Here is a 22,260-nt window from a genome sequence, read left to right on the forward strand (position 1 = left end):
TGCGCTTATAAAAAACATCCAATAATTTCGGAGTCATGCCCGCCATGCAACGCCGTCAATTCCTGAAAACCGCCGGCCTGGGTGCCGCCGGTGTCGCTGCTGCACCGTTCGTATCGACTGCCAGCGCCAATGAAACCTATACCTGGGACATGGTGACTTCATGGCCCAAGAATTTCCCGGCTCTGGGCACCGGCGCCAATGACTTTGCTCGCCGTGTGGAAGAGCTTTCCAACGGCCGTATGCGTATTCGGGTCCATGGCGCGGGCGAGCTGGTGCCTGCGCTGGAAGTCTTCGATGCCGTGGCCGCCGGCACCGCCGAGATGGGCCACTCCGCCTCTTACTACTGGCGTGGCAAAGTGGCCGCCGCCCAGTTCTTCACGGCGGTGCCGTTTGGCATGAACACCACCGAAATGAATGCCTGGTTGTACCATGGCGGTGGCCAGGAGCTGTGGGACGAGATCTACGCCAACCACAACCTCAAGCCCTTTGCCGTCGGCAACACCGGCACTCAGATGGCGGGCTGGTTCAAGAAAGAGATCAATTCGCTGGCCGACATGCAGGGCATTCGCCTGCGCCTGCCAGGCCTGGCCGGTGAAGCCATGAACGGTATCGGTGTCACCACCGTGAACATGCCGGGCTCCGAAATCTTCACTTCGCTGCAAACCGGTGTTCTGGATGCCGCCGACTGGGTAGGCCCCTACAACGACATGGCCTTCGGCCTGCATCAGGTGGCCGACTACTACTACACGTCGGTATGGAACGAGCCCACGGCGGTGCTGGAAGGCACCGTCAACCTGGACGCCTGGAATGCCCTGCCGGAAGACCTGCAGGACGTGATTCGCGAAGCGGCACGTGCGTCCAACCTGGCCATGATCAGCGAGTTCGCCTACCGCAACGCCCAGGCGCTCGAGACGCTGGTCGACGAGCACGGCGTGCAGCTGCGCACCTTCCCGGATGACGTCATGGCCGCGCTGTACGAGTCCTCCAAAGAAGCCATTCAGCGCCAGGTCGATGGCGATGAAGAGTCGCGTCGCGTGTGGGAATCCTACTCGGCCTTCCAGAGCGTGCTGCGCCCCTTCAGTGACGTAGGCGAGTATGCCTACCTGAAGAGCCGCGACAGCGTGGGTGCCTGATCACCTTCGACTCAAAAGGGCGCCTCGGCGCCCTTTTTGTTATGACGACTTTGTTATGACGACGGTGTCATGGCCACATCAGCTGTGAACCGCTCTGATCCGACCATTGTCATCCAGCGCCACCATGACGAAACGCGCTTCGGTGACCTTCTGGCGCTCTTCGATGTGTCGGCCATGGGGAGGACGCACCCAGACCTCCACGTCGATACGGATCGAGCTATGGCCAATATCCTGTACCTGGGTGTATACACTGACCATGGAGCCCACGCGCACCGGGCTTAGAAAATCCATGGCTTCGATAGCGACCGTGGCAGTGCGCCCACCCGCCTCTCGGCCAGCGGCCAGTTCGGCGGCCTGGTCCATATGATTCACCAGCCAGCCGCCGGGAATGTCCCCGTAGAGGTTGGTATCCTGACGAGAAGCCAGTAATTTTAACGTGAGCTGCCCTTTGGGGGCGGGAGCATCGTCCACATCGGAATCCAGTGGTGTCATGAGGTCGTCGCTTTGCAAGGTTATTGTTGTGGTCGGGCCTAGCGCCTGTTGCTGCACTGCAATAACAGGCTAGCACCAGTTAATCACAAGAGGAACGGCGTTTGAAGAGCGACAGTGTACAGCGATGGAGACCTTACCGCCTACTGCTGGCAAGCTGGCTATGCTGCTGCAGCGCCTTTGCCTGGGCGCAGCCAGCGCCCATCAGCGGCACGCTGGGCGCCGTGGGTTCGGACACCATGGCCGGGCTGATGCTGCGCTGGGGTGAAGCCTTGAATGCGCGCTACCCCGATATCACTCTGCAATTTCAGGCGGGGGGGTCGGCCAGCGCCCCCACGGCCCTGGTGGCAGGCACCACCCGCATCGGGCCCATGTCACGGGCCATGACCGAACGCGAGCGCCAGCAGTTCATCCAGCGTTATGGCTACCCGCCGCTGCAACTCAGCGTCGCCCGCGATGCCCTGGTCCTGGTGGTACATCGTCATAACCCGCTGGAAGCCCTGTCACTGGCGCAGGTAGATGCCATCTTCTCTACTACCCTCGCCTGCGGTGCCGATGCGCCCCTGCAGCGGTGGGAAGCGCTGTTGCCCGCCACGGATTGGCCTTACGGGCACATTGCCCTGCATGGCAGAACCCTGGCTTCCGGCACCCAGGGGCTGTTCCAGCAGCGCGCCTTGTGCGGCGGGCAGTTTCGCCGCGATATCAGCGAACATCCCGGTGCGGCAGCGGTGATTGCCGCCGTGGGGGAGTCGCCCAACGCCATGGGCTATGCCGGATACAACCACCTGACCCCCATGGTACGCGCCGTGGCGCTGGCCGATGAGCAAGGCAACCCGGTAGAGCCCAGCGTGGCGAACATTCAAAAGGCCACTTATCCACTCTCCAGAACGCTGTATCTCTACGTCAACTTGCCCCCCGGCGAAGCGCTCCCGGCGGCCGAGCAAGCCTTTCTGGAGCTGGTCTTTTCAGCCGAAGGGCAGCAGATCGTGCAGGCGGCAGGCTTCGTGGCGCTTCCCGACCACCTGCGCAGCAGCCAAGCGTTGGATGAATAAACTGTCATCCAATTGTCACAAACAGGGCGTAGGGTAAGCTATTCTGGCCACAAACCCTTATTTTCATCACGGCACCTGCTTCGTATGATGTCGACATGACTCCTCCTCGGCTACCTGCTTCGCGTCAGCCGCTACGTTTGCTTCACGACCGTATTGCCACCGGACTGATTACGGCTGGCGGCATTGCTGTTTTGCTGGCGATCCTCGCCATTGGCGTCTTTCTGGTGTGGGAAGCGCTGCCGCTGCTTGGTTTTGGCGAAGCGCTCTCCCTGGCCACGCTGTCGCCGCTCGCCTGGGGCACCCTCAAAGCTGCCCTGGCGGCCATGCTGTTTGCCACGCCCATTGCGCTAGGGGCCGCCATGTATTCGGCGTTGTTCATGTCGTCACGCCTGCGCAGCCGTATCAAGCCCGTGATGGAGTTGATGGAAGCAATACCCGGCGTGGTGATTGGCTTCATTGCCGGACTGCTGCTGGCCCCGTGGGTAGAGCGTCATTTGGCCAGCACCCTGCTCGTACTGGCCTGGCTGCCGCTGAGCGCAGCGCTGGCAGGTGCCCTTTGGCATATGGCCGGCAGCCGTTGGCGCCAGCGGCTGCCGCTGTCGTCGGCGGCACTGTGGCTGATACCGTGGCTCGCCTGCATGACCGCCCTGGCCCTGTGGGCGGCACCGCTCGCCGAAACCCACTGGCTGGGGGGCGACTTGCGTCTGTGGCTGGAGCAGCGCCACGGCATCGACTACGCCACTCGCAACGCCCTGATCGTCGGCATCGCCATGGGCTTTGCGATTATTCCCAGCATTTACTCGCTGGCCGATGACGCCCTGGCCGACGTGCCATCCACCTTGATGGAAGGCGCCCAGGCGTTGGGCGCCAGCCGCTGGCAAGCGCTGTGGAAAGTCGCCCTGCCCACCGCAGGCCCTGGCGTGTTTTCGGCGGTGATGATTGGCGCAGGCCGCGCCGTGGGCGAAACCATGATCGTGCTGATGGCCAGCGGCAACACCGCACTGTTCAGCGCCAGCCCCTTTGAGGGGCTACGTTCACTGTCGGCGTCGATTGCCATCGAGCTGCCGGAGGCCTACCCCGGCGGCATGACCTATCACCTGCTGATTCTGGCGGCGCTGGCGCTGTTCATCTTCACCTTCTCGGTCAATACGCTGGCCGAAGTCGTGCGCCAGCGCCTGCGTCGGCGTTACCAGCGGCTGGGAGGTGCACGCTGATGGGCTGGCGAGCGCTGAGCTTTCGCCTGAACACGGCGGGCAACCGGCTGTGGCCCTGGCTATGTGCGGGTAGCGTGGCCCTTTCGCTGCTCATGCTCGGCGCTTTGCTGGTACTGCTGACCACCAAAGGGTTAGGTCACTTCTGGCCCGCCGAGCTGGAGGAGGTCACCCTGCACAGCGGCGAAACGGTGATCGGCCAGCCGGTGCGCGAGGTGCCGCTACCCCATGCCCAGGGCATGGAGCGGCTCTACTTTACCGGCAACCGCGACCTCACGGGTGCCAGCTGGCGCTGGCTGGCCGTCGATCAAATCGCCCAGGTCACCACACCCGCTGAGCTGATACGCCTGGAGCGTACCCCGTGGGGCGACTTTCTTGGCCGCCTGGATGCCGTCGAAAGCGAAGGCCAGCGGCTTGAAGGGCAGGCGGCCAAGGAGTTCGTGCGCCAAGCCCTGATGCTGCCGCCAAACCAGCGCCCCGACGCCCAGCTGTTGCTGGAAGCCAATGGCAGGGTACAGTCTCAGCCGTTGGCGGGGATCACCCACCTGCAAACTCCCAACGCCATGGCCTGGCACCAAAAGGTGGCAGCCTGGGGCGGGCGCGTGTGGCAGTTCCTCAGTGAGGGGCCGCGTGCGGCCAATACCGGGGGCGGCGTATGGCCGGCCATTTTCGGTACGCTGCTGATGGTGATTCTCATGTCCGTGATCGTCACCCCCTTTGGCGTGCTGGCAGCCATCTACCTCAACGAAATTGCCCACCAGAACCGCCTGACCCACCTGGTGCGTATCGGGGTCCGTAACCTCGCTGGCGTGCCCTCCATCGTATATGGCGTGTTTGGGCTGGGGGTGTTCGTGTACGGCATCGGCGGTTCCATCGACAGCTGGTTCTTCGAAGACGAACTGCCATCACCGACCTTTGGTACCGGCGGGCTGCTGTGGGCATCGCTGACCCTGGCACTGCTGACCCTGCCGGTGGTGATCGTGGCCACGGAAGAGGGCCTGGCACGCATTCCCGATGCCCAACGTGAAGGGGCCGTGGCGCTGGGGGCGACCCGCCTGGAGATGCTCACGCGCATCGTGCTGCCCATGGCCATGCCCGCCATGCTGACCGGGGTGATTCTGGCCGTGGCGCGGGCCGCTGGCGAAGTGGCCCCGTTGATGCTGGTGGGCGTCGCCAAGCTGGCTCCGCAAATGCCCCTGGACGGCGAGTTTCCCTACCTGCACCTCGAACGCAAGTTCATGCACCTCGGCTATCATCTATTTGATACGGCCTTCCACGGTGAAGACGTACAGGCCGCGATCCCCCTGGTGTTTGCCACCGCACTCCTGCTGGTGCTGATTGTGCTGGTGCTTAATCTAACTGCCATATTTCTGCGTCATTATCTAAGGCGTCAACGAGGAAACGAATGCTAGCGTTATCGTCCGCCAACACTGCTCAACCGCCGGTGACGCGCTTCTCAGCCGACGCCCGGTGCCTGAGCATCCACCAGTTCAACCTCGCTTATGCGGGGAAACCGGCGTTGCGTGACCTGACGCTCGACGTACCTCGTCACCGGGTGACCGCGTTCATCGGCCCCTCGGGCTGCGGAAAGTCCACGCTGCTACGGGCAATCAATCGGCTTCACGATTTGAACGAGTCCGTGACCCACGATGGCCATATCTACCTGGAAGAGCAGGACATTCATGCGCCACGCATGAACGTGACCGAACTCAGACGGCGGGTAGGGATGGTGTTTCAGACGCCCAACCCGTTCCCGATGTCGATCTACGAAAACGTGGCCTTTGGCCTGCGCCTGCAAGGGCGCCTGCCCAAACGCAAACGCGACGACATCATCGAGTGGGCGCTGACATCGGCCGCTCTGTGGGATGAGGTCAAGGACCGCCTGCACCGTTCGGCCTGGCAGCTCTCCGGCGGGCAACAGCAGCGCCTGGTGATTGCCCGGACGCTGGCCGTTCAGCCGGATGTCCTGCTGCTGGACGAGCCCGCCTCGGCCCTCGACCCTATTTCGACCCTCAAGATCGAGGAGTTGATACGCAACCTGAAGTCCCAGCTCACCCTGGTGCTGGTGACTCACAATATGCAGCAGGCCGCGCGGGTTTCCGACTACACGGCCTTTTTGCAAAACGGTGAACTGATCGAATATGGGCCCACGGATCAAGTGTTCACCAACCCGCGTCTACAACGCACCGAAAACTACATTACCGGCCGCATGACCTAGGCCCCATCGACGATACGTCAGGAGTGCTCAATGGATATCACGAGCGAGACACACAGCCAACACATCTCTCGCCAGTTCAACCAGGAGCTGGAAGAGCTGAAGACCCACCTGATGGCCATGGGCGGTCTGGTGGAAAAGCAGGTGCAGGATGCGGTGCACGCCCTGCTGGAGGGCGACAGCCGCCTGGCGGAAAAAGTGCGCGACAACGACCGTCAGGTCAACGACCTGCAGCTGCAAATCGACGACGAATGCACCCGGGTGCTGGCTCGCCGTCAGCCGGCGGCATCGGACCTGCGGCTGGTGCTCGCGGTCATCCGTGCCACATCGGACCTGGAGCGAATCGGCGACGAAGCCAGCAAGATTGCCCGCAACGCGCTGTTGTTAAGTGAAAATAGCGGTGGCATTCGCGGTCTGGTAGAAGTTCGCCATATCAGCGAGCACGTGCGCAAGATGCTGCGTGACGCCTTGACCGCCTTCGCCCGCTTCGATACCGAGCTGGCCATGCAGGTCGTTCGCGAAGACGAATCGGTAGACGACGAGTACGGCAGCGCCATGCGCTCGCTGATGACCTTCATGATGGAAGACTCGCGCTCCATCAGTTCGGTGCTGAGCATCATGTGGGTACTGCGCGCCCTGGAACGGGTGGGCGACCACGCCAACAACCTGGCGGAATACGTGGTGTACCTGGTGAAAGGCCTGGATATTCGCCACAGCGATCCCAGTACCCTGGAACAGAAGGTCATGAAAAAATCTTGACCTGCCCGCCAAACCCTCCTGCAATACGCCCAGATAATCATCTGGGCGTTTTTTTAGGGAGTAATGTCGCGTGAATGCACTCAACGCGTTGGGTCAAGGCACCCGCCTGGTGTATCAGCCCGGGCTAAGGCGCTATGTCTTTCTACCCATTCTGGTCAATCTGCTCGTGTATACGGGTATGGTTTACGTGGTCTTCACACGCTTTTCGGGCTGGCTGGAGAGCAGCATGGCCATGGTGCCTGGCTGGCTGGAGTGGTTGTCGTGGCTCATCTGGCCGCTATTCTTCATCAGCTTGCTGGTGGTGATCTTTTTTAGCTTCACCCTGGTGACTCACCTGATCGCAGCGCCTTTCTATGGGTTTCTGGCGGCTCAGGTAGAGCGCCAGGCCACCGGGCGTGAGCCTCTGGATGACCGAGGGCTGGCCAAAACGGCGCTGGACGCCGTGGGACGAGAGCTGGTCAAGCTGAGCTATATCCTGCCGCGCATGGCCGTATTGTTCCTGTTCAGCTGGATTCCCGGCTTGAACGTCTTCGCGCCTCCCTTATGGGCGCTCTTTTCTGCCTGGGTCATGGCCATTACCTATCTGGATTACCCGATGGATAACAACAAAGTGTCGTTCAAGGACATGCGCAGCAGGCTTTCACGGCGCTGGTGGCCGAGCATGACATATGGCGGGCTGGTCATGCTCATCACCTGGATCCCCTTGGCCAACCTGTTCCTGATTCCAGGCGCTGTCGCAGGCGCAGTCCTCATGTGGGACCGCCACTATCGTGGCACACCGGACACGCGGGATAAGGCGGCAGGATCGACGCTCTGAATCAGAGCCACTCATCAAAGGGCCGCCCATATAGCAGGCACAAAAAATTAGACCCCGCTAGGCGGGGTCTCGACCACTCTTACTTGTGAACGATACTGACTGCTGGCTTCCTATCCGTTTGCGGGACTCCAACCTTGGAATTTACCCTGACCAGTGTCTTGACCGTTTTCTGATTCATCCGTGAATCGATGAGCATCCTTGCTATGGGACATCCTTGCCCCTTATTTGCTCAATCCTAAGCGTAAGAGTTTTTTTCAGCTTTGCAAAGAATTGTTACTTAGCTACCGCTGTTTTCTTCGACTACGTCTTCTGGGGTGTACTCGGCACCACCACTCATGTTGGTGGAGTCCGGCTCATCCACGACGTCGGGGCCTTGTGTGCCGTGATCCGTCGTCAGATCTTCGGTGTCATAGCTGCCGGGCTCGGCCGTGCCAGACTGTGTGTTCATGGGCTCATCTTCGACGGTTACATCCTGATTCTGGTCGATGGATGAGTGATCCGTGGTGTCTGCAAAAGCCAATGGGCTTGCCATCAGGCCGAAAGAAACACCTAAAATACCAGCTTTCTTGAGTAGTTCCTTGGACATCATATTCCGCCTCCTCGATCGCTGTTGATACCGCATAGTTAAGGAAGAGTGACTTCATGTCTTACCAGTTCCTGCGGTAATCTTCCTTGCCTAGAATATTGCATACGTTGTGCCACGCATGCCAAAAAATAAAAAAATTATTTATTATCAATAATTTAAAAAAACAAGAATGATATAAAGCATGGGCTCAAGGGGGCATGACCACCCCTTTGAAGTGGTTAAAAATGACACATGAGTGAGGTGTGACCAGAGTTCTATGCCAATATGGCACACTTATACAGGGATTGTGCAGAAAGGGGATAAGGAGGAACGCAAAGCGTCATCGAGCCCTCAAGCCGGGCCGCTGACTCGCTTGGCGGGGAAGACACAGCGAAAGGACGCCCCCTCGCCAGGATGTGACTCTACGTTGAGCTGTGCCTCGTGGCGCAGCAGCACGTGCTTCACGATGGCCAGGCCCAGCCCCGTCCCTCCTGTTGCCGTACTGCGCCCTTTATCCACTCGATAGAAGCGCTCGGTCAGGCGGGGGATATGCACCGGATCAATGCCATCGCCATCGTCCTCGACCTCGATACACCCGCTGCCGTTGGCGGCCACCGACCAGCGCAGCGTGATCTGGCTGCCTTCCGGGGTATAGCGCACGGCATTGAAGGCCAGATTGGAAATGGCGCTGCGCAGCTCCTGCTCGCTGCCGATCAACCCAGCGTCGCTCTCCAGAATGACCTGCACACTGTGCTGCTGCCTGGAGAGCGCCAGAGCGTCTCGGCGAATGCTGTCGAGCATGGGGCCTACGGCCAGCGTCTGGTGATCATCGCCTCCCTGGTCGATTTCCAGCCGTGACAGCAGCAGCAGGTCGTTGACCAGATTCTGCATCCGTCGCGTCTGCTCCTCCATCTGTACGATCCCTTTGCCCAGGCGGGGAGGCAACAGCTCCTTGAGGTCGCCGTAGGTTTCCAGATAGCCCGACAGCACGGTCAGCGGAGTGCGCAGCTCATGGGAGACGTTGGCGACGAAGTCACGCCGCATCTGCTCCAGGCGATGCAAGCGCGTGATATCACGGGCCATGACCAGGCGCTCGTCATCGCCGTACAGAGTGATCTGATACTGGAGGATACGCCGCTCGTCGATCGGCGAGGTCAGCGTCAGCGGCTCGCTGTAATCGCGGGCATTGAAGTAGCTGATGAAGCGAGGATCGCGCAGCAGGTTGGTGATGTGCTGGCCACGATCGTGGGCGGTTTGCAGCCCTAGCATGTCGGTGGCCGCGCTGTTCCACCACTCCAGGTCGCCGTGTCGGTCCAGCATCACCACGCTATCGCGCATGGCTTCGGAGGACTCCTGAATTCTCGCCAGCGTCGCCCGTAAACGGCTTTGGGTAATGCGCTGGCTTTTCTGGTAGCGATAGAGGCGGTCGAACAGTTCCCCCCACATGCCCTTGGCCGCCGGGGGCTCATCGTGGGGGTGAAGCGTCAGCCAAAGGAAAAGCGCCCGAAACTGGCGCAGATGATAGACCAGACAAAACAGCAGCCCCGCCGCCAGCCCGGCGCCAGGGTAATCCACCAGCCATCCCAGGCAGAGGCCCAACAGGGCCAGCCAGATGATGCGCCAGATCTCACGGCTCCACAGGCGCACGCTTACACTCGCGCAGAGAACCGGTACCCAGTACCGCGCACCGTTTGAATCAGATTTTGATGAGGCTCGCCCAGCGCTTTGCGAAGACGACGAATATGCACGTCCACCGTGCGCTCTTCCACGTAGACGTTGCCACCCCATACCTGGTCAAGCAATTGGCTGCGCGTGTAGGCGCGCTCCTGATGGGTCATGAAAAACTGCAGCAGACGATACTCGGTAGGCCCCATTTCCAGCGCCTTGCCATGGGCGCTGACCCGGTGGCTCACAGGGTCCAACAGCAGGCCATTGATTTCGATGGGGTCTTCCACGCCACGCGGCGTGGCCCGGCGCAGCACGGCCTTCAGGCGGGCCACCAGCTCACGGGGGGAAAAGGGCTTGGTGATATAGTCGTCGGCACCCGCTTCCAGGCCCTGGATCTTGTTGTCCTCTTCGCCCTTGGCCGTCAGCATGATGATCGGCAGCTCGGCAGTGGCTTCTTCGCGCTTCAACCGACGGGCCAGCTCGATGCCGCTGGTGCCCGGCATCATCCAGTCCAGCAGCAGCAGGTCAGGCTGGTGGTCGACGACCATGGCGTGGGCATCCTGGGCGTTGTCCGCTTCAAGCACGCGATAGTCAGCCATTTCCAGCGCCACGGCGATCATTTCGCGGATAGGCGCCTCATCATCGACGATCAGTACGGTCTTGGCGGTCATTCCAGGGCCTCACGGTGCTCTATACAGGAAAGTTCAATGACATGTGTGTGACGATAACACCATGACTTGATGACAGTTCCATGACACACAATCAATTTAGCCCGCCATCGGCCACCAGCTCAAGGCAATACCTGCAAAGACCAGCAGACCCGACCAGTGGTTGTTCAGGAAGGCCTGAAAACAGCGGTCACGATCGCGCCCGACGATCAGCCACTGCTGGTACACGAACGTCGCCGCCATCCCCAGCAACCCCAGCCAGAAAAAGCCCCCCAGCCCGACGCGCAGCGCGACCCAGCTCAGCAGGGCCAGCACGCTTGCCTGCAGCAGCCCGATGATCAACCGGTCAGCACGGCCAAACAGCACGGCGGTCGACTTGATGCCGATTTTCAGATCATCGTCACGGTCGACCATGGCGTACTGGGTATCGTAGGCAACGGTCCACAGCAGGTTGGCACTGAACAGCAGCCAGGCTTCCAGAGGCACGTGGCCCAATACCGCGCCAAACGCCATGGGAATGGCCCAGGAAAAGGCCGCGCCCAGCACCACCTGCGGGAAGTGGGTGTAGCGCTTCATGAACGGATACACGAAAGCCAGCAGCACGCCGCCCACCGACAGCAGCACGGTGAACCAGTTGGTCAGCAGCACCAGAATGAAGGCAGCGGCGACCAGCGCCACGAACAGCAGCTGGGCTTCGGTTTCGCTGATGCGTCCCGTGGCCATGGGGCGCTGGCTAGTACGCTTGACGTGGCCATCCACATGGCGGTCGGCATAGTCGTTCACCACGCAGCCCGCAGCCCGCATCACGTAGACACCGGCAATGAAGATGATCAGCACGGAGCGGCCCGGCACCCCTTCTGCAGCCACCCACAGCGCCCAGAGCGTCGGCCACATGAGCAGCCAGGTACCAATGGGCCGATCCAGGCGCATCAGCTGAAGAAAGTCTGCCAGCCGGGCCCAACCCGTTGGCCGCAACAGAGAACGGTCCATGCTCATGCTTACCTCGTGAAAGAAACTCCAGGATAGCCTAGCGCGAGGGCAGGCTCAGCGCATCGGCCATGGTCGATAAAAAATACTCCTGAACCAGCAGCGACAGTCCCGCGTGCTGAAAGACCGAGCGACGCCCCCACTGGCTACGCCCCTTGTCGGGTGTACCCCACGCCGTGAAGCGCGGGCGCGACGCCGTGGCCTGTAACGGCCCGCGCACCAGGTCCGGCTGCTGAAACAACCAGCTGCCCAGCGAACGCTCGCCCAAGGCCCCCAGGCCTTTGCCCTGCAGCTGCTCCAGCGGTGCCACCGATCGCGCCACCACCCAGGGCGTGCCGTCGATGCACAGCGCCACCTCGCGTAGCCAGGCGTGGCGACGTGGAGCGATGCCCAGCGCCATGGCTTCGTCCTGGAACGGCAGGCCAATGGTCTGGCGCAGCAGGCGTACGCGGAACTGGCCCGGCGCTCCGGCCGCCATCAGGCGCGCCGTCAGGGAGTCGGTCGAGGCCACCCACTGCCACCAGGCCGCACTCATGGCAGGCCGCGCAGCGGCAATCGGCCGCCAGTGGGGGGGTAGCGAAAACGCAGGGCGTGGCAACTCAACGAGCGTCACCTGAGCCTCCAGAGCAGTCAATTGGAAAGACAGCTAGTGTAACATGATGGCTTGGCAGGCTTTTGTTCCTTACCCCCGGATAACGATATGCCCGATTCACACTTGAGCGAATCCCCACATGCCGAGCTGGTCATTGTCGGCACTGGCATGGCCGGTATTGGCCTGGCGCGAGCGCTGCGCCGCCAGGGAGATTCTCGCACCATCGCGCTGGTCAGCGCCGACCGTGGCGAAGAGTACAGCAAACCGCTGCTGTCCACGGGCTTCGCCAAGCGGTTGAGCCCCGAAAAGCTGGCGCAGCGCAGCGCAGAAGCGCTCGCCGACGAACTGAATGCCCAGCTCATGGCCCACACGCAAGTCGTCGAACTGGCGGTGGAACACCAGATGCTGCGCCTGGGCAACGGCACCCTGCTCCGCTACGAGAACCTGGTGCTCGCCACCGGCGCGGCCCCGCGCACGCCGTTCCAGATACCCGATGCGCTGGAAGGGCGCTGCTTCACGGTCAACGACCTGGACGACTACCGCCGACTGCATGCAGCGCTCGCCCAGCCAAGCCGAGTGGCGATCATTGGCGCGGGCCTGGTGGGCTGCGAATTCGCCAACGACCTCCATGCGGGCGGCCACCATGTCACCCTGGTGGCACCAGAGAGCACCCTGCTGCCGCGCCTGCTGCCCGAGCCGCTGGGCCACGCCCTGGCCGAAACCTTTCGAACGGCAGGCATGCAACTGGCGCTTGGACGCACGCTGGACAGCCTATCCCTGAATGCCGACCGCGACCTGGTACTGCAGCTCGACGGCGGTGAGCGCCATACGGTGGACATCGTCCTGCTGGCCACGGGCCTTGCGCCCCGCACGGCGCTGGCCGAGGCCGCCGGACTCGCGGTCAGCGCCCGCGGTATCGAGGTGGACCGGCTGCTTCGCACCCGCCAGCCGAACGTGTACGCATTGGGCGACGTGGCCTGCATCGACGGCGTGAACGCCATGTACGTCCAGCCGCTGCAAGCCAGTGCCAAAGCGCTGGCGGCCACGCTGGGCGGCTCACCCACCCCGGTAAGCTTCGGCGCCTGGCCGATCATCGTCAAAACGCCCCTGCTCCCGGTGGTGGCCTACCCACCAGTGAACACACCGCAGCACTGGCGAGTGGAGGGTCATGGGCAGGATTTGACGGCGCTGGCGGAAGATAAAGACGGTCGTTTGATTGGTTTTGCGTTGACAGGGGGCTGCGTGAGAAGGAAAGTGGAGCTTTCCAGAGCTGTACCTGCCCTGCTAGGCTGATTTTCGCCGCATTCACGACTAGGCTGAATAAGCCCTGCCGGGGTGGGTTACCAACAACATTGACGTTTGTTTTTCACAAGGGAGATTCCTTCATGCGCAAACCTGAACTCGCCGCTGCCATCGCCGAGAGTGCTGACCTGTCCAAGGACAAGGCAGGCCAGGTCCTGAATGTCATTCTGGACGAAATCACCAACAGCGTGGCCAAAGGCGAAGACGTCACACTGATTGGCTTTGGCACCTTCACCGTACGTGAACGCGCCGCCCGTACCGGCAAGAACCCGCAGACCGGCGCACCGCTGCAGATTCCGGCCAGCAAGAACGTGGCGTTCAAGCCAGGCAAAGCGCTCAAGGACGCCGTTTCCTAATGAAGCTTTCGCTGACGCTGTGGCTCTTGAGCTTCATGCTCAAGCGCGCCCTGCGCCGCAAGCCGCGCTTTCGTGAGCAGTTGGAACGCATGCGCGGCCTGGACTGGGGCATTGCCACAGAAGATTTGAGCACGGCACGCCACTACCGGATGACCCCCAAACGCATCACGTCCGGTAAAGGCCTGCCCGTCGACCTGGACCTGGAGCTGCGCTTTCGCGACCAGGAAGCCGCCCTGCGCATCCTCAGAAAGCCGACGCAACAGGCATTCCTGGATGGCATGGTGGCGGGTGACGTGCGCCTCGTCGGCGACTCTGCCGACATGAACAAGCTGCAAAAGCTGCTCAGATACTTGTAGCCCTTCAAGCTGGGCGCATTTTCGTCACGCGAGGTAGTACCAGGCGATGGATATCCCTCATCAGCGATTGGCCTACTTTCGCGTGACGCTTGAATCAGGCTCGGTGCGCCGGGCTGCGTCGCGGCTCAACATTGCCCCTTCCGCCGTCAGCCGACAGATTGCCCTGCTGGAAGAAGCCCTGGGGGCAACGCTGATGGAACGCCAGCGCGGCGGCATACGCCCCACGCCCGTCGGCGAGATGCTGCTGGAGTACTGCGAGCGGCGCAGCGCCCTCGACGAAAGCTTCATCACGTCCCTCGAAGCCTACCAGCGCCTGGAAACCGGAACGATTTCCCTCACCGTGGGCGAAGGCTTCGTCAGCGACCTGGTGGCTTCTCCCCTGCATGAATTCACCCAGCGCTATGCGGGCATCCAGCTGGATATCCATATCGCGGGCACGTCCGGCATCATCGATGCGATTGTCGAGGATCAAAGCCATATCGGGCTGATGTTCCACGAACGCACTCACCCTCAGCTGCGCTTCTGGGCCTCCAGCCCGCAGCCGTTGATGGCCATTCTGTCGCCGCATCACCCCTTGGCCGAGCAGCCCCACCCGCTCACCCTGGCTCAGCTCAGCACCCAGCCCATGGCCATGTGGGACACCACCCATGGCGTGCGCCAGATGGTCGACCAGGCGTTTCAACAGGCCCGCCTTGCTCCGCGCATGACCATGAACACCAACTCGATGGTGATCCTGGCGCAATACGTGCGCAGCGGCATGGGGGTGACGCTGCTACCGGCGTTTGCGGTCGCCCACGACCTGGACATCGGCAGCCTTGTCGCACGCCCGGTAGACGACCCGCTGTTTCAGCGCTCCCAGGCCCACATGGTCACCCGGGTGGGCCGCCAGCAGCCCAAGGCCAGCATCCTGCTGCTGCGCCACCTGCAGCGCTGGATGCAGGCCTTTCGGGACCCGGCGTCGAATCAGCCGACACCGCTGCCATAGCCAAACGCAACGCTGGCCTCGGGTGCGGTTTCCACCCAGACGCTTTGCGGCACCGTGTATTCGCGCAGGCCGTCCAAACCGCTGGAGCGGCCAAAGCCGCTGTCGCCAAAGCCCCCGAACGGCGACATCACGCTGATCGCCTTGTAGCTATTGATCCATACCGTGCCCGCCCGCAGCTGTCCCGCCACGCGATGCGCTCGGGCCACGTCCTGGCTCCACACCGCACCGGCCAACCCAAACCGGGTGTCGTTGGCAAGCCGAACGGCCTGGGCCTCGTCATCGAATGCCATGGCGATCAGTACCGGGCCAAACACCTCCTGCTGGGCAATCTCCATGTCGGGGGTGACATTCACCAGCACCGTGGGGGTGATTCATCTAGATCCAAACCGAGGCTCAAAATCAAGCACCTATCCATGCCGTACCTCTTACCATTACTGAGGCTCTATCGGAGGGGGAGTACACTAATCACAATGAGCATGAAACTTCTCTATTTAATCTAAATTAGCCGCATAGAATATTAAAGCGACATGAATATAAAACAGTTATAAATCAATCGTACTTTGCAAGTATGTAAGAAATAACTTACATGCTTTAAGAAATAACTTACATTTTTTTAAGAAATAACTTACATCACAGCTCAGCTAGCGCACCTATTCTCAGTTCGTAGCCCCCTTCAAAGCGGTAACGCCACATAGCACACATTATTATAACTATCCAATCTAATTAACAGCTAAATTAGACGAGGGAACGAGTATGGTTCCAGTGTGTATTGAAGATTGGCAATCGATTGCAAAACGCCACTTACCCCCAGAAGTTTATGACTTTATTGACGGTGGGGCTGGAAGTGAGCAATCATTGCAAGAAAATATTTGCGCACTGGAACGTGTAAAGCTTCTTTCCAGAGTTCTGCGAGGAATAGAAAAAGTAGACCCATTCACCACTCGTTTGGCTCGCATCCTTGGAAACCAATGCCCAACACCTCCCATACTTGTGGCTCCGAGTGCGCATCATAAACTCGTTCACCCTGAAGGAGAGCTCGCAACAATTAAAGCTGCGAACCAGAATGGAGTCCCCTTCATCCTAAGCACTATGTCAGATTTTCCTGTGGAAACAGTATGCGAAAAGTCAGACGCACCAGTTATGTTTCAACTCTATCTGTATAAAGATCGTCAAATTAACAGGGATCTTATTCAGCGAGCACAAGATTCTGGTTGCAGCGCTTTAGTTCTCACTGTAGACGTTCCTCTCATGGGTGCACGACTGCGTGACCGCCGCAATGAATTTAGCGTTAACAGATATAGAAATGAAAGTTATTTGCAAGGGCAAATAAAGCATCAGTGTATCCCTGTCTCAGGAAATTCAGGAGTCGCGGCTTTCGTTGCTGATCAATTAGAGCCCGCTATTTCTTGGGCAGATGTAGAATGGGTTAAATACCATACTAATATGCCACTGATTTTGAAAGGCATACTGCACCCACTAGATGCGGAAATTGCTCTGCAGCATGAAGTAGATGCCCTCTACCTTTCTAACCACGGCGGGCGTCAACTCGACCACCATGTTTCCGCCATTAGTATGTTACCACATATTCGTCAACGGCTAGGCAATGTGATACCGATTATCGTAGATGGCGGTATTCGCAGTGGCGCAGATATCCTTAAGGCTCTTGCTTTAGGTGCCGATGCTGTGGGCGTAGGTCGTCCAGTTCTTTGGGGGCTTGCTGCTGAAGGTGCGCAAGGAGTAGCCAGAGTATTGGAACAGCTGAGTGAAGATTTACATCTTTGCATGCATCTCTGCGGATGCGCCTCCCTTGCGGAAGTCAATAATGAAATCATTTGGATCGAGTGAACCACACGCCAAGGAGAACACTCATGACTAATAGCTGCGAAACCACTTCAAAGCTAATGCTCAAACATAAAGCCCAAAAAATCGATCATGTTGCAATTGCAGTACTAGATCTTGAGCAGGCCATTGGCTATTACAGCATGATCGGATTCAGCCTCATAGACCGTATGACTACCACTGGTGCCCGCAGCGCAATGAATTCCGCAGTAATGGAAGCTGGCCCGATTAAATTCGTCTTGCTCGAAGGAGCAGATGAAAACTCTCAAATAACCCGTTTTATTAATGAATACGGTCCAGGCCCACAGCACATTGCCATTGAGGTGGATAATGTGGAGGGAGTATGCAAAGAACTAGAAAGCGAAGGCTTGACATTTAGCACCCAAATCATTAAAGGCTCCGATCTGATCCAGCGTTTTACCGTTCGCTGCCCTAACTCTGGCGTTATGATTGAGTTTATCGAAAGGAATGAAGAAGAAGGCTTCTCTGAAAAAAATGTTGAAGACCTTTTCCGACAGCTTGAAGCAAGTGACTCTTATTAATAAAAATGCAGCAATGGCTCTGTCCAATAAAACACATATAAAGGATTGCAACATGTGTGCAGATAAATTTAAATTAAGCACGCAAGAAAAAACTCTCTTGCCTAGTAATGAAGACGTACGTTTTTATCAAAAGCACGGCTGGTTCATAACCGAGAAAATTTTTACCGATGATGAACTTAATGCTTTCGTAAAGGAAAGTCACGATTACTATGAGGGGAAAAGGGATAGGCATTTGCCAACAATCCCTCCTACCCTAGCTTATTGGGTTCCAGAAGATGGAGACGTTGCCCGCAATAATGACTATGTTCACTATGAAAGCTACACCTTTCGAAAACTATTAACAAAACCAATCATTGGAGCCATCGCTGCACGTCTCGCACAAACCGATGAAATAAGAATATGGAATAGCGCTCTCATTACCAAGCCTGCTCGGGGAGAGTTTGAGGCAGAGGGAATGTTCCGCCCAGTGGTTCCATGGCATAAAGATGCGCACTACTGGTCGACCTGCTCGTCAAACAAGCTTCTCACGGCTTTTATCAATTTTTATGACTGCTATGAAAATATGGGCGCTTTGGAAATGATTGACGGCAGCAACCGGTGGCGGGAGATTGATGCCGATGACAGTATTACTCAGCATTTTGGGAATCGCAGCGTAGATGAACTACAAACTATGCTGGAAGAAACAGCCAAACTCAACGACGACACGGTCAGAAAAATCGCCATGGTTGGAAAACGTGGTCATATCAGCTTTCATAACTGTAATACCTTCCATGGCAGCCCTCCTAACTACAGCAAAGTTGATAGAGTCTCAATTTCTCTGCACTTACAAGATAGAGCTAATAGCTACAAGCAGCATATTTTAGCCGACGGCTCAAAGTTAAAATATAATAATGATTACTTCTGCCGTTTAGACCATGCAGGCAATCCGGATTACACTGATCCAGACTTCTGCCCAAAAATCTGGAAGGAATAAGTTATGGGTGCGTCGACTCATCAGGCAAACCGAGATGAACTTATACTTCACTCATCTTTAACTGACCCATGCTTAAACACTATGACGTTCCTTAATGATATTGCCAGCCAATATCCTGAAGCAATATCGTTCGCCCCTGGTCGCCCTATAGAAAAGGACTTTAAATTCGGCGACATCAGCTTTTATATAAATATTTATATCGATCATCTTATGAAAAATGAGCATCGCTCAGAGAGCGGCGTGATAACTCAATTATTTCAATACGGCCCCTCAGAAGGATATATTCGCGCACTCATTGCTGACATGCTGAATATAACAGACGGTATTACTTGCTCCCCAGAGGATATTGTAGTCACGTCTGGTGCACAGGAGGGAATGCTACTAATTTTACGTGCTCTTTTTTCTGATAGTGACGATGTTTTACTAGTTCCTCAACCTGTTTATGTAGGCATTATTGGCGCAGCAAGATTGTTGGACATCCGCATTGAGACATTCGATATCCATGAACACGGTGTGGAAATTAGTGAAATTAAGGAAAAAATTCAAGCCACAGAAGCAGAGGGGGGAAAAGTCAAAGCCCTTTACATCAATGCTGATTTCTGCAACCCCATCGGTATATCCCTACCGCTTAATCAGCGCAAAGAGTTGGTCAAACTTGCCCGCAATTACAATCTAACCTTGTTAGAAGACAACCCTTATGGCATTTTCGGATCAGAGAGGAGTATTAATCCTACCTTGATCTCACTCGACCTGCATAATAACCACGTTGCATACCTCGGTTCGTTCTCTAAAACATTATTTCCCGGTGTACGGGTGGGGTTTATTGTTTCCAGACGATTATCCTTAGCATTAACAAAGATAAAAAGTATGCTTACACTCAACACTTCACCTATTGGCCAAGCAATTGTAGGCGGCGTACTACTGGAGTGCCAAGGGGACCTTCGACACCACTGTAAAACAAAAATAAATTTTTATCTAAATAATCTAGACGATTTACTAAATCAATTAGACGCAAGCTTTCCCGAGGGATCCCACTTACGGTCACAAATATCATGGAATCGACCTAAAGGTGGTTTTTTCCTAGTGCTCAGGCTTCCTTTCCCAGTTAATTTGTCGCTGCTAAAAATCTCTGCTGAGCAGCATGGTGTTCTTTGGACACCCATGGAAATATTTTACTCACCGCCTAGAGAGTCCAATGAAATCAGGCTCTCGTTCAGCTATCTAACCCCTGAGGAACTCAAAGAAGGAGTCATCCGGTTGAGTGACTTTATAAAAGAATGTATGGCTATAAACACGCCTAAAGCTTTTAATAAGCAAAGTAAAGGAGACGAGTATAAATGACCGCTTTTCTGTACTTCGCTTGCATTATGGTATGGGGGTCGTCATGGATTGCCATTCAAATGCAGTTGGGGGACGTACCGATACTGGCCTCTATTTTCTACCGCTTCGTAATCGCGGCCCTACTGCTTCTCCCATGCCTAATTATTATTAAAAAATTACAAAAAACAAAACCTATTGACCATCTTTGGTTTGTTGGACAAGGAGTGTGTTTCTTTTCTTTAAATTTCTTATGCTTTTATCATGCTACGCAATATATCCCCAGCGGAATTGTCGCTATCATTTTTTCCACAGTGCTGCTTTTTAATAGTATAAACCGTTGGCTATTCTTACATCAGAACACCTCACTGAGTGAATTCGCAGGAATGTTTTTTGGCGTAGCAGGCATTATTCTTTTATTCTGGCGTGAGCTGACACAGCAAATTTTCGGCGCAGATCTGTTCACTGGCATACTATTCGCGTTACTGGGAACATTGATTTTTTCATTTGGCAATATGATATCTATTCGTAACAGTTCCAAAGGCATCACTCCACTAACCAGCAATGGTTATTCTATGGGGTACGGAGCTCTGATCTTATTGTTAGCTGTCATCCTCACAGGAACGCCCTTTAAGTTCAGTTTTACTTACCAATATATTCTCAGCCTACTTTACCTTTCAGCTTTTGCATCCGTACTAGGGTTCACTATTTATTTGACTCTGGTGAATAAGATCGGCATCAATAAGGCTGCATATTGCATGGTGGCCTTCCCAGTCGTAGCGATACTGATTTCCACATTATTTGAAGACTTCCACTGGGATCCAACTACTTTTTCAGGTGTTGGCGTTATCATCTTCGGTAATTTTTTGATGGTCTCTAAGTTAGAGTGGCGCATCAAAAAACCGTCAAGAGAGCAGAGCTAACAACATTTTCTACATTTCATACACGAATAAGGAACTATCTATGCCCGTCGTTACTATCGCCCAGTCTCCAGGCCGGACGTTGGAGCAAAAACGTGAGCTCATCAAGAAAATTACCGAAGCATTTGTCGACAGCTATAATGTCAAACCGGAATCTGTCACAATATTCCTCCAAGATTATGACGACCAAAACTGGGGCAAAGCGGGTCTATTGCATATAGACACAAAGCATACCAAGGGTTAATTTGGATATCATCCAATGCCGTTGCCTTGTTTCTTCATCAAGTATTATAGGACATACTTAATTCTCAATTGCGGGTTTTCGGCCCTAGATTCAAGCAATAAGTGCAACACCTGCTGTGTCCAGGGCTCCTGAGTACTCTCCCAGGAACACCTGTGCCGGTATCCGGTAACCGAGTCGCTTTCGAGGGCGGTCATTGAGCTTCCTGACCACCCTGCGCAGCTCGGCATCGGTGACCTGACGGAAGTCTGTCCCCTTGGGGAAGTACTGCCTGATCAGGCCATTGGTATTCTCGTTGCTCCCACGCTGGCCGGAGCAGTAAGGGTCACAAAAGTAGATATCTGCGCTGACCGCCTGGCCAACGGCGACGTGACTGGCAAACTCGGAGCCATTGTCCAGAGTGATGGTCTTCACAGCTCCCCGGCGTGGCTTCAACAGCCGGATCATGGCCGCTTGCGTCAGGTCTGCTGAGACCCTGGGCAACCGTGCTGCCAGGAGATAACCACTACGCCGCTCTACCAGGGTGACCAGGCCCGATTGCTTGTGCCCCTGAACCACGGTGTCACCCTCCCAATGCCCGATGAAGCGGCGTTCCTCGACCTCCGCCGGGCGATGCTCGATGCCCACGCGATGGGGGATCCTGCCAAGTCCTGCGCTTTTGGCCCGGGCACGGCGTTTGCTGTGCCGCCGGGGCTGACGAAGGTGCCGCCACAGGCCGCCACCCCGGGCCTTGTCATCCCGGACCAGGGAGTAGATCCACTGGTGGCTAACGCCCACGCCGATCAAGGGGGCCATGAAGCCGCTGATCTGCTCGGGACTCCACTCCTCGCGGAGCCGTCTGGCGACGAAGTCCATCAGGCTGGGTAGGCGCTTCGTCCACTTCCAGGCGGTGCGGCGTCGATGGTCGCTACGTTGCTGGGCCTGCTCAGGGTCATACCCCTCGGGCGTCGTGTGACGACGCAGCTCCCGACTCACCGTGCTGTCATGAACACCAATAGCTCTGGCGATCTGTCGCTGGCTCATGCCTGCACACCTGTAAGCGTGAATCTGGTATCGTTGGGTCTGGGTCAGCTGTCGGTATGCCATGCTCTGCTTCACTTTGGTCGGTAAAGCAGAGAGGGTACCGGCGCTGGCCCTCCTGCTTCTACCTTGTGATCCAAAGTGCTGCGGTTATTCTATGAACCCGGCTTATTCACGAGACTCACCTGAAAACGAAGATGGCGAGTGGTTTTCTCTTGTAGAATCAGTATGTTCCTGCCAGAACACGATTCAA

25 protein-coding genes are annotated in these 22,260 nt (G+C 57.0%); 17 read left to right on the forward strand and 8 right to left on the reverse strand.

Translation table 11 applies throughout. The annotated features are described in order from the left end of the window. Positions 1 to 44 precede the first annotated feature (44 nt). Entirely contained in the window at positions 45 to 1,133 is a 1,089-nt protein-coding gene (locus tag FEU76_RS06520) for a TRAP transporter substrate-binding protein (protein WP_039178865.1), read from the forward strand. A 78-nt stretch (positions 1,134 to 1,211) separates the two neighbouring features. On the opposite strand, the gene FEU76_RS06525 is transcribed toward FEU76_RS06520, so the two are convergent. Next, on the reverse strand, positions 1,212 to 1,625 hold the full coding sequence (locus tag FEU76_RS06525; protein WP_039178866.1) for an acyl-CoA thioesterase: 414 nt from the start codon (positions 1,623 to 1,625) through the stop codon (positions 1,212 to 1,214). Between the two features lie 101 nt (positions 1,626 to 1,726). Here FEU76_RS06525 and FEU76_RS06530 point away from each other — a divergent pair, with 101 nt between their 5' ends. From FEU76_RS06530 to cysZ, 6 genes are all read left to right on the forward strand, one after another. Then, positions 1,727 to 2,674 (forward strand): PstS family phosphate ABC transporter substrate-binding protein, encoded by a 948-nt coding sequence (locus FEU76_RS06530; RefSeq protein WP_039178867.1) that lies wholly within the window; start codon positions 1,727 to 1,729, stop codon positions 2,672 to 2,674. 95 nt (positions 2,675 to 2,769) lie between these two features. After that, positions 2,770 to 3,888, forward strand: coding sequence for an ABC transporter permease subunit (locus FEU76_RS06535; RefSeq protein ID WP_096921793.1), 1,119 nt, complete (start codon positions 2,770 to 2,772; stop codon positions 3,886 to 3,888). Next, on the forward strand, positions 3,888 to 5,297 hold the full coding sequence (pstA, locus tag FEU76_RS06540) for a phosphate ABC transporter permease PstA (RefSeq protein WP_144981454.1): 1,410 nt from the start codon (positions 3,888 to 3,890) through the stop codon (positions 5,295 to 5,297). The genes FEU76_RS06535 and pstA overlap by 1 nt, the downstream gene beginning before the upstream one ends. After that, complete coding sequence (gene pstB / locus FEU76_RS06545; protein ID WP_016915479.1) at positions 5,291 to 6,103, forward strand: phosphate ABC transporter ATP-binding protein PstB; 813 nt, start codon at positions 5,291 to 5,293, stop codon at positions 6,101 to 6,103. Before pstA ends, pstB begins: the two co-directional genes overlap by 7 nt. A gap of 30 nt (positions 6,104 to 6,133) precedes the next feature. After that, complete coding sequence (gene phoU, locus FEU76_RS06550) at positions 6,134 to 6,859, forward strand: phosphate signaling complex protein PhoU (protein ID WP_039178877.1); 726 nt, start codon at positions 6,134 to 6,136, stop codon at positions 6,857 to 6,859. A 70-nt stretch (positions 6,860 to 6,929) separates the two neighbouring features. Further along, positions 6,930 to 7,676, forward strand: coding sequence for a sulfate transporter CysZ (cysZ, locus tag FEU76_RS06555; RefSeq protein WP_039178880.1), 747 nt, complete (start codon positions 6,930 to 6,932; stop codon positions 7,674 to 7,676). A 277-nt stretch (positions 7,677 to 7,953) separates the two neighbouring features. Here cysZ and FEU76_RS06560 read toward each other — a convergent pair whose 3' ends face one another. From FEU76_RS06560 to FEU76_RS06580, 5 genes are all read right to left on the reverse strand, one after another. Beyond that, on the reverse strand, positions 7,954 to 8,265 hold the full coding sequence (locus FEU76_RS06560; RefSeq protein WP_039178882.1) for a hypothetical protein: 312 nt from the start codon (positions 8,263 to 8,265) through the stop codon (positions 7,954 to 7,956). 327 nt (positions 8,266 to 8,592) lie between these two features. Next, the gene (gene phoR / locus FEU76_RS06565; protein WP_039178885.1) at positions 8,593 to 9,888 is read right to left on the reverse strand and encodes a phosphate regulon sensor histidine kinase PhoR; all 1,296 of its coding nucleotides are present in this window, start codon (positions 9,886 to 9,888) and stop codon (positions 8,593 to 8,595) included. Positions 9,889 to 9,890: 2 nt separating this feature from the next. Then, the gene (gene phoB, locus FEU76_RS06570; protein ID WP_016915484.1) at positions 9,891 to 10,580 is read right to left on the reverse strand and encodes a phosphate regulon transcriptional regulator PhoB; all 690 of its coding nucleotides are present in this window, start codon (positions 10,578 to 10,580) and stop codon (positions 9,891 to 9,893) included. A 96-nt stretch (positions 10,581 to 10,676) separates the two neighbouring features. Next, positions 10,677 to 11,567 carry a 4-hydroxybenzoate octaprenyltransferase gene (ubiA, locus tag FEU76_RS06575; RefSeq protein WP_144981559.1) on the reverse strand — a complete coding sequence of 297 codons (891 nt, stop codon included), beginning with the start codon at positions 11,565 to 11,567 and terminating at the stop codon, positions 10,677 to 10,679. A gap of 37 nt (positions 11,568 to 11,604) precedes the next feature. Further along, positions 11,605 to 12,177 (reverse strand): chorismate--pyruvate lyase family protein, encoded by a 573-nt coding sequence (locus FEU76_RS06580; protein ID WP_144981457.1) that lies wholly within the window; start codon positions 12,175 to 12,177, stop codon positions 11,605 to 11,607. An 87-nt stretch (positions 12,178 to 12,264) separates the two neighbouring features. On the opposite strand from FEU76_RS06580, the gene FEU76_RS06585 reads away from it, so the two are divergent. From FEU76_RS06585 to FEU76_RS06600, 4 genes are all read left to right on the forward strand, one after another. Beyond that, a complete protein-coding gene (locus FEU76_RS06585) occupies positions 12,265 to 13,449 on the forward strand; it encodes an NAD(P)/FAD-dependent oxidoreductase (RefSeq protein WP_144981460.1) in 1,185 nt (394 codons plus the stop codon). Positions 13,450 to 13,541: 92 nt separating this feature from the next. Next, entirely contained in the window at positions 13,542 to 13,814 is a 273-nt protein-coding gene (locus tag FEU76_RS06590; protein ID WP_016915488.1) for an HU family DNA-binding protein, read from the forward strand. Further along, positions 13,814 to 14,170, forward strand: coding sequence for a hypothetical protein (locus FEU76_RS06595; protein ID WP_058577674.1), 357 nt, complete (start codon positions 13,814 to 13,816; stop codon positions 14,168 to 14,170). Before FEU76_RS06590 ends, FEU76_RS06595 begins: the two co-directional genes overlap by 1 nt. A 46-nt stretch (positions 14,171 to 14,216) precedes the next feature. Beyond that, positions 14,217 to 15,155 carry a LysR family transcriptional regulator gene (locus tag FEU76_RS06600; protein WP_081194961.1) on the forward strand — a complete coding sequence of 313 codons (939 nt, stop codon included), beginning with the start codon at positions 14,217 to 14,219 and terminating at the stop codon, positions 15,153 to 15,155. On the opposite strand, the gene FEU76_RS06605 is transcribed toward FEU76_RS06600, so the two are convergent. Next, complete coding sequence (locus FEU76_RS06605; protein ID WP_446718798.1) at positions 15,134 to 15,514, reverse strand: aldehyde dehydrogenase family protein; 381 nt, start codon at positions 15,512 to 15,514, stop codon at positions 15,134 to 15,136. The two genes, FEU76_RS06600 and FEU76_RS06605, sit on opposite strands and share 22 nt — an antisense overlap. Positions 15,515 to 15,908: 394 nt before the next feature. Here FEU76_RS06605 and FEU76_RS06610 point away from each other — a divergent pair, with 394 nt between their 5' ends. Genes FEU76_RS06610 through FEU76_RS06635 form a run of 6 tightly spaced genes read left to right on the forward strand, consistent with a single transcriptional unit; the run spans position 15,909 to position 20,990 of the window. Continuing rightward, complete coding sequence (locus tag FEU76_RS06610; protein WP_096921788.1) at positions 15,909 to 17,000, forward strand: alpha-hydroxy acid oxidase; 1,092 nt, start codon at positions 15,909 to 15,911, stop codon at positions 16,998 to 17,000. A gap of 23 nt (positions 17,001 to 17,023) precedes the next feature. After that, the gene (locus tag FEU76_RS06615) at positions 17,024 to 17,536 is read left to right on the forward strand and encodes a VOC family protein (RefSeq protein ID WP_096921787.1); all 513 of its coding nucleotides are present in this window, start codon (positions 17,024 to 17,026) and stop codon (positions 17,534 to 17,536) included. Continuing rightward, entirely contained in the window at positions 17,463 to 18,509 is a 1,047-nt protein-coding gene (locus FEU76_RS06620; protein ID WP_240525283.1) for a phytanoyl-CoA dioxygenase family protein, read from the forward strand. The genes FEU76_RS06615 and FEU76_RS06620 overlap by 74 nt, the downstream gene beginning before the upstream one ends. Before the next feature lie 3 nt (positions 18,510 to 18,512). Next, positions 18,513 to 19,850 carry an aminotransferase-like domain-containing protein gene (locus FEU76_RS06625; protein ID WP_096921785.1) on the forward strand — a complete coding sequence of 446 codons (1,338 nt, stop codon included), beginning with the start codon at positions 18,513 to 18,515 and terminating at the stop codon, positions 19,848 to 19,850. Then, positions 19,847 to 20,749 (forward strand): DMT family transporter, encoded by a 903-nt coding sequence (locus tag FEU76_RS06630; protein WP_096921784.1) that lies wholly within the window; start codon positions 19,847 to 19,849, stop codon positions 20,747 to 20,749. Before FEU76_RS06625 ends, FEU76_RS06630 begins: the two co-directional genes overlap by 4 nt. A 13-nt stretch (positions 20,750 to 20,762) precedes the next feature. Further along, a complete protein-coding gene (locus FEU76_RS06635; protein WP_260851367.1) occupies positions 20,763 to 20,990 on the forward strand; it encodes a tautomerase family protein in 228 nt (75 codons plus the stop codon). Positions 20,991 to 21,080: 90 nt separating this feature from the next. Here the strand turns inward: FEU76_RS06635 and FEU76_RS06640 are convergent, their stop codons facing one another. Next, positions 21,081 to 22,073: an IS30 family transposase gene (locus tag FEU76_RS06640; protein WP_096921782.1), complete on the reverse strand. Its 993-nt coding sequence runs from the start codon at positions 22,071 to 22,073 to the stop codon at positions 21,081 to 21,083. Positions 22,074 to 22,260 lie beyond the last annotated feature (187 nt).

Origin of the sequence: Halomonas sp. C22 (assembly GCF_007655045.1) — a bacterium.
Classification (GTDB): domain Bacteria; phylum Pseudomonadota; class Gammaproteobacteria; order Pseudomonadales; family Halomonadaceae; genus Vreelandella; species Vreelandella hamiltonii.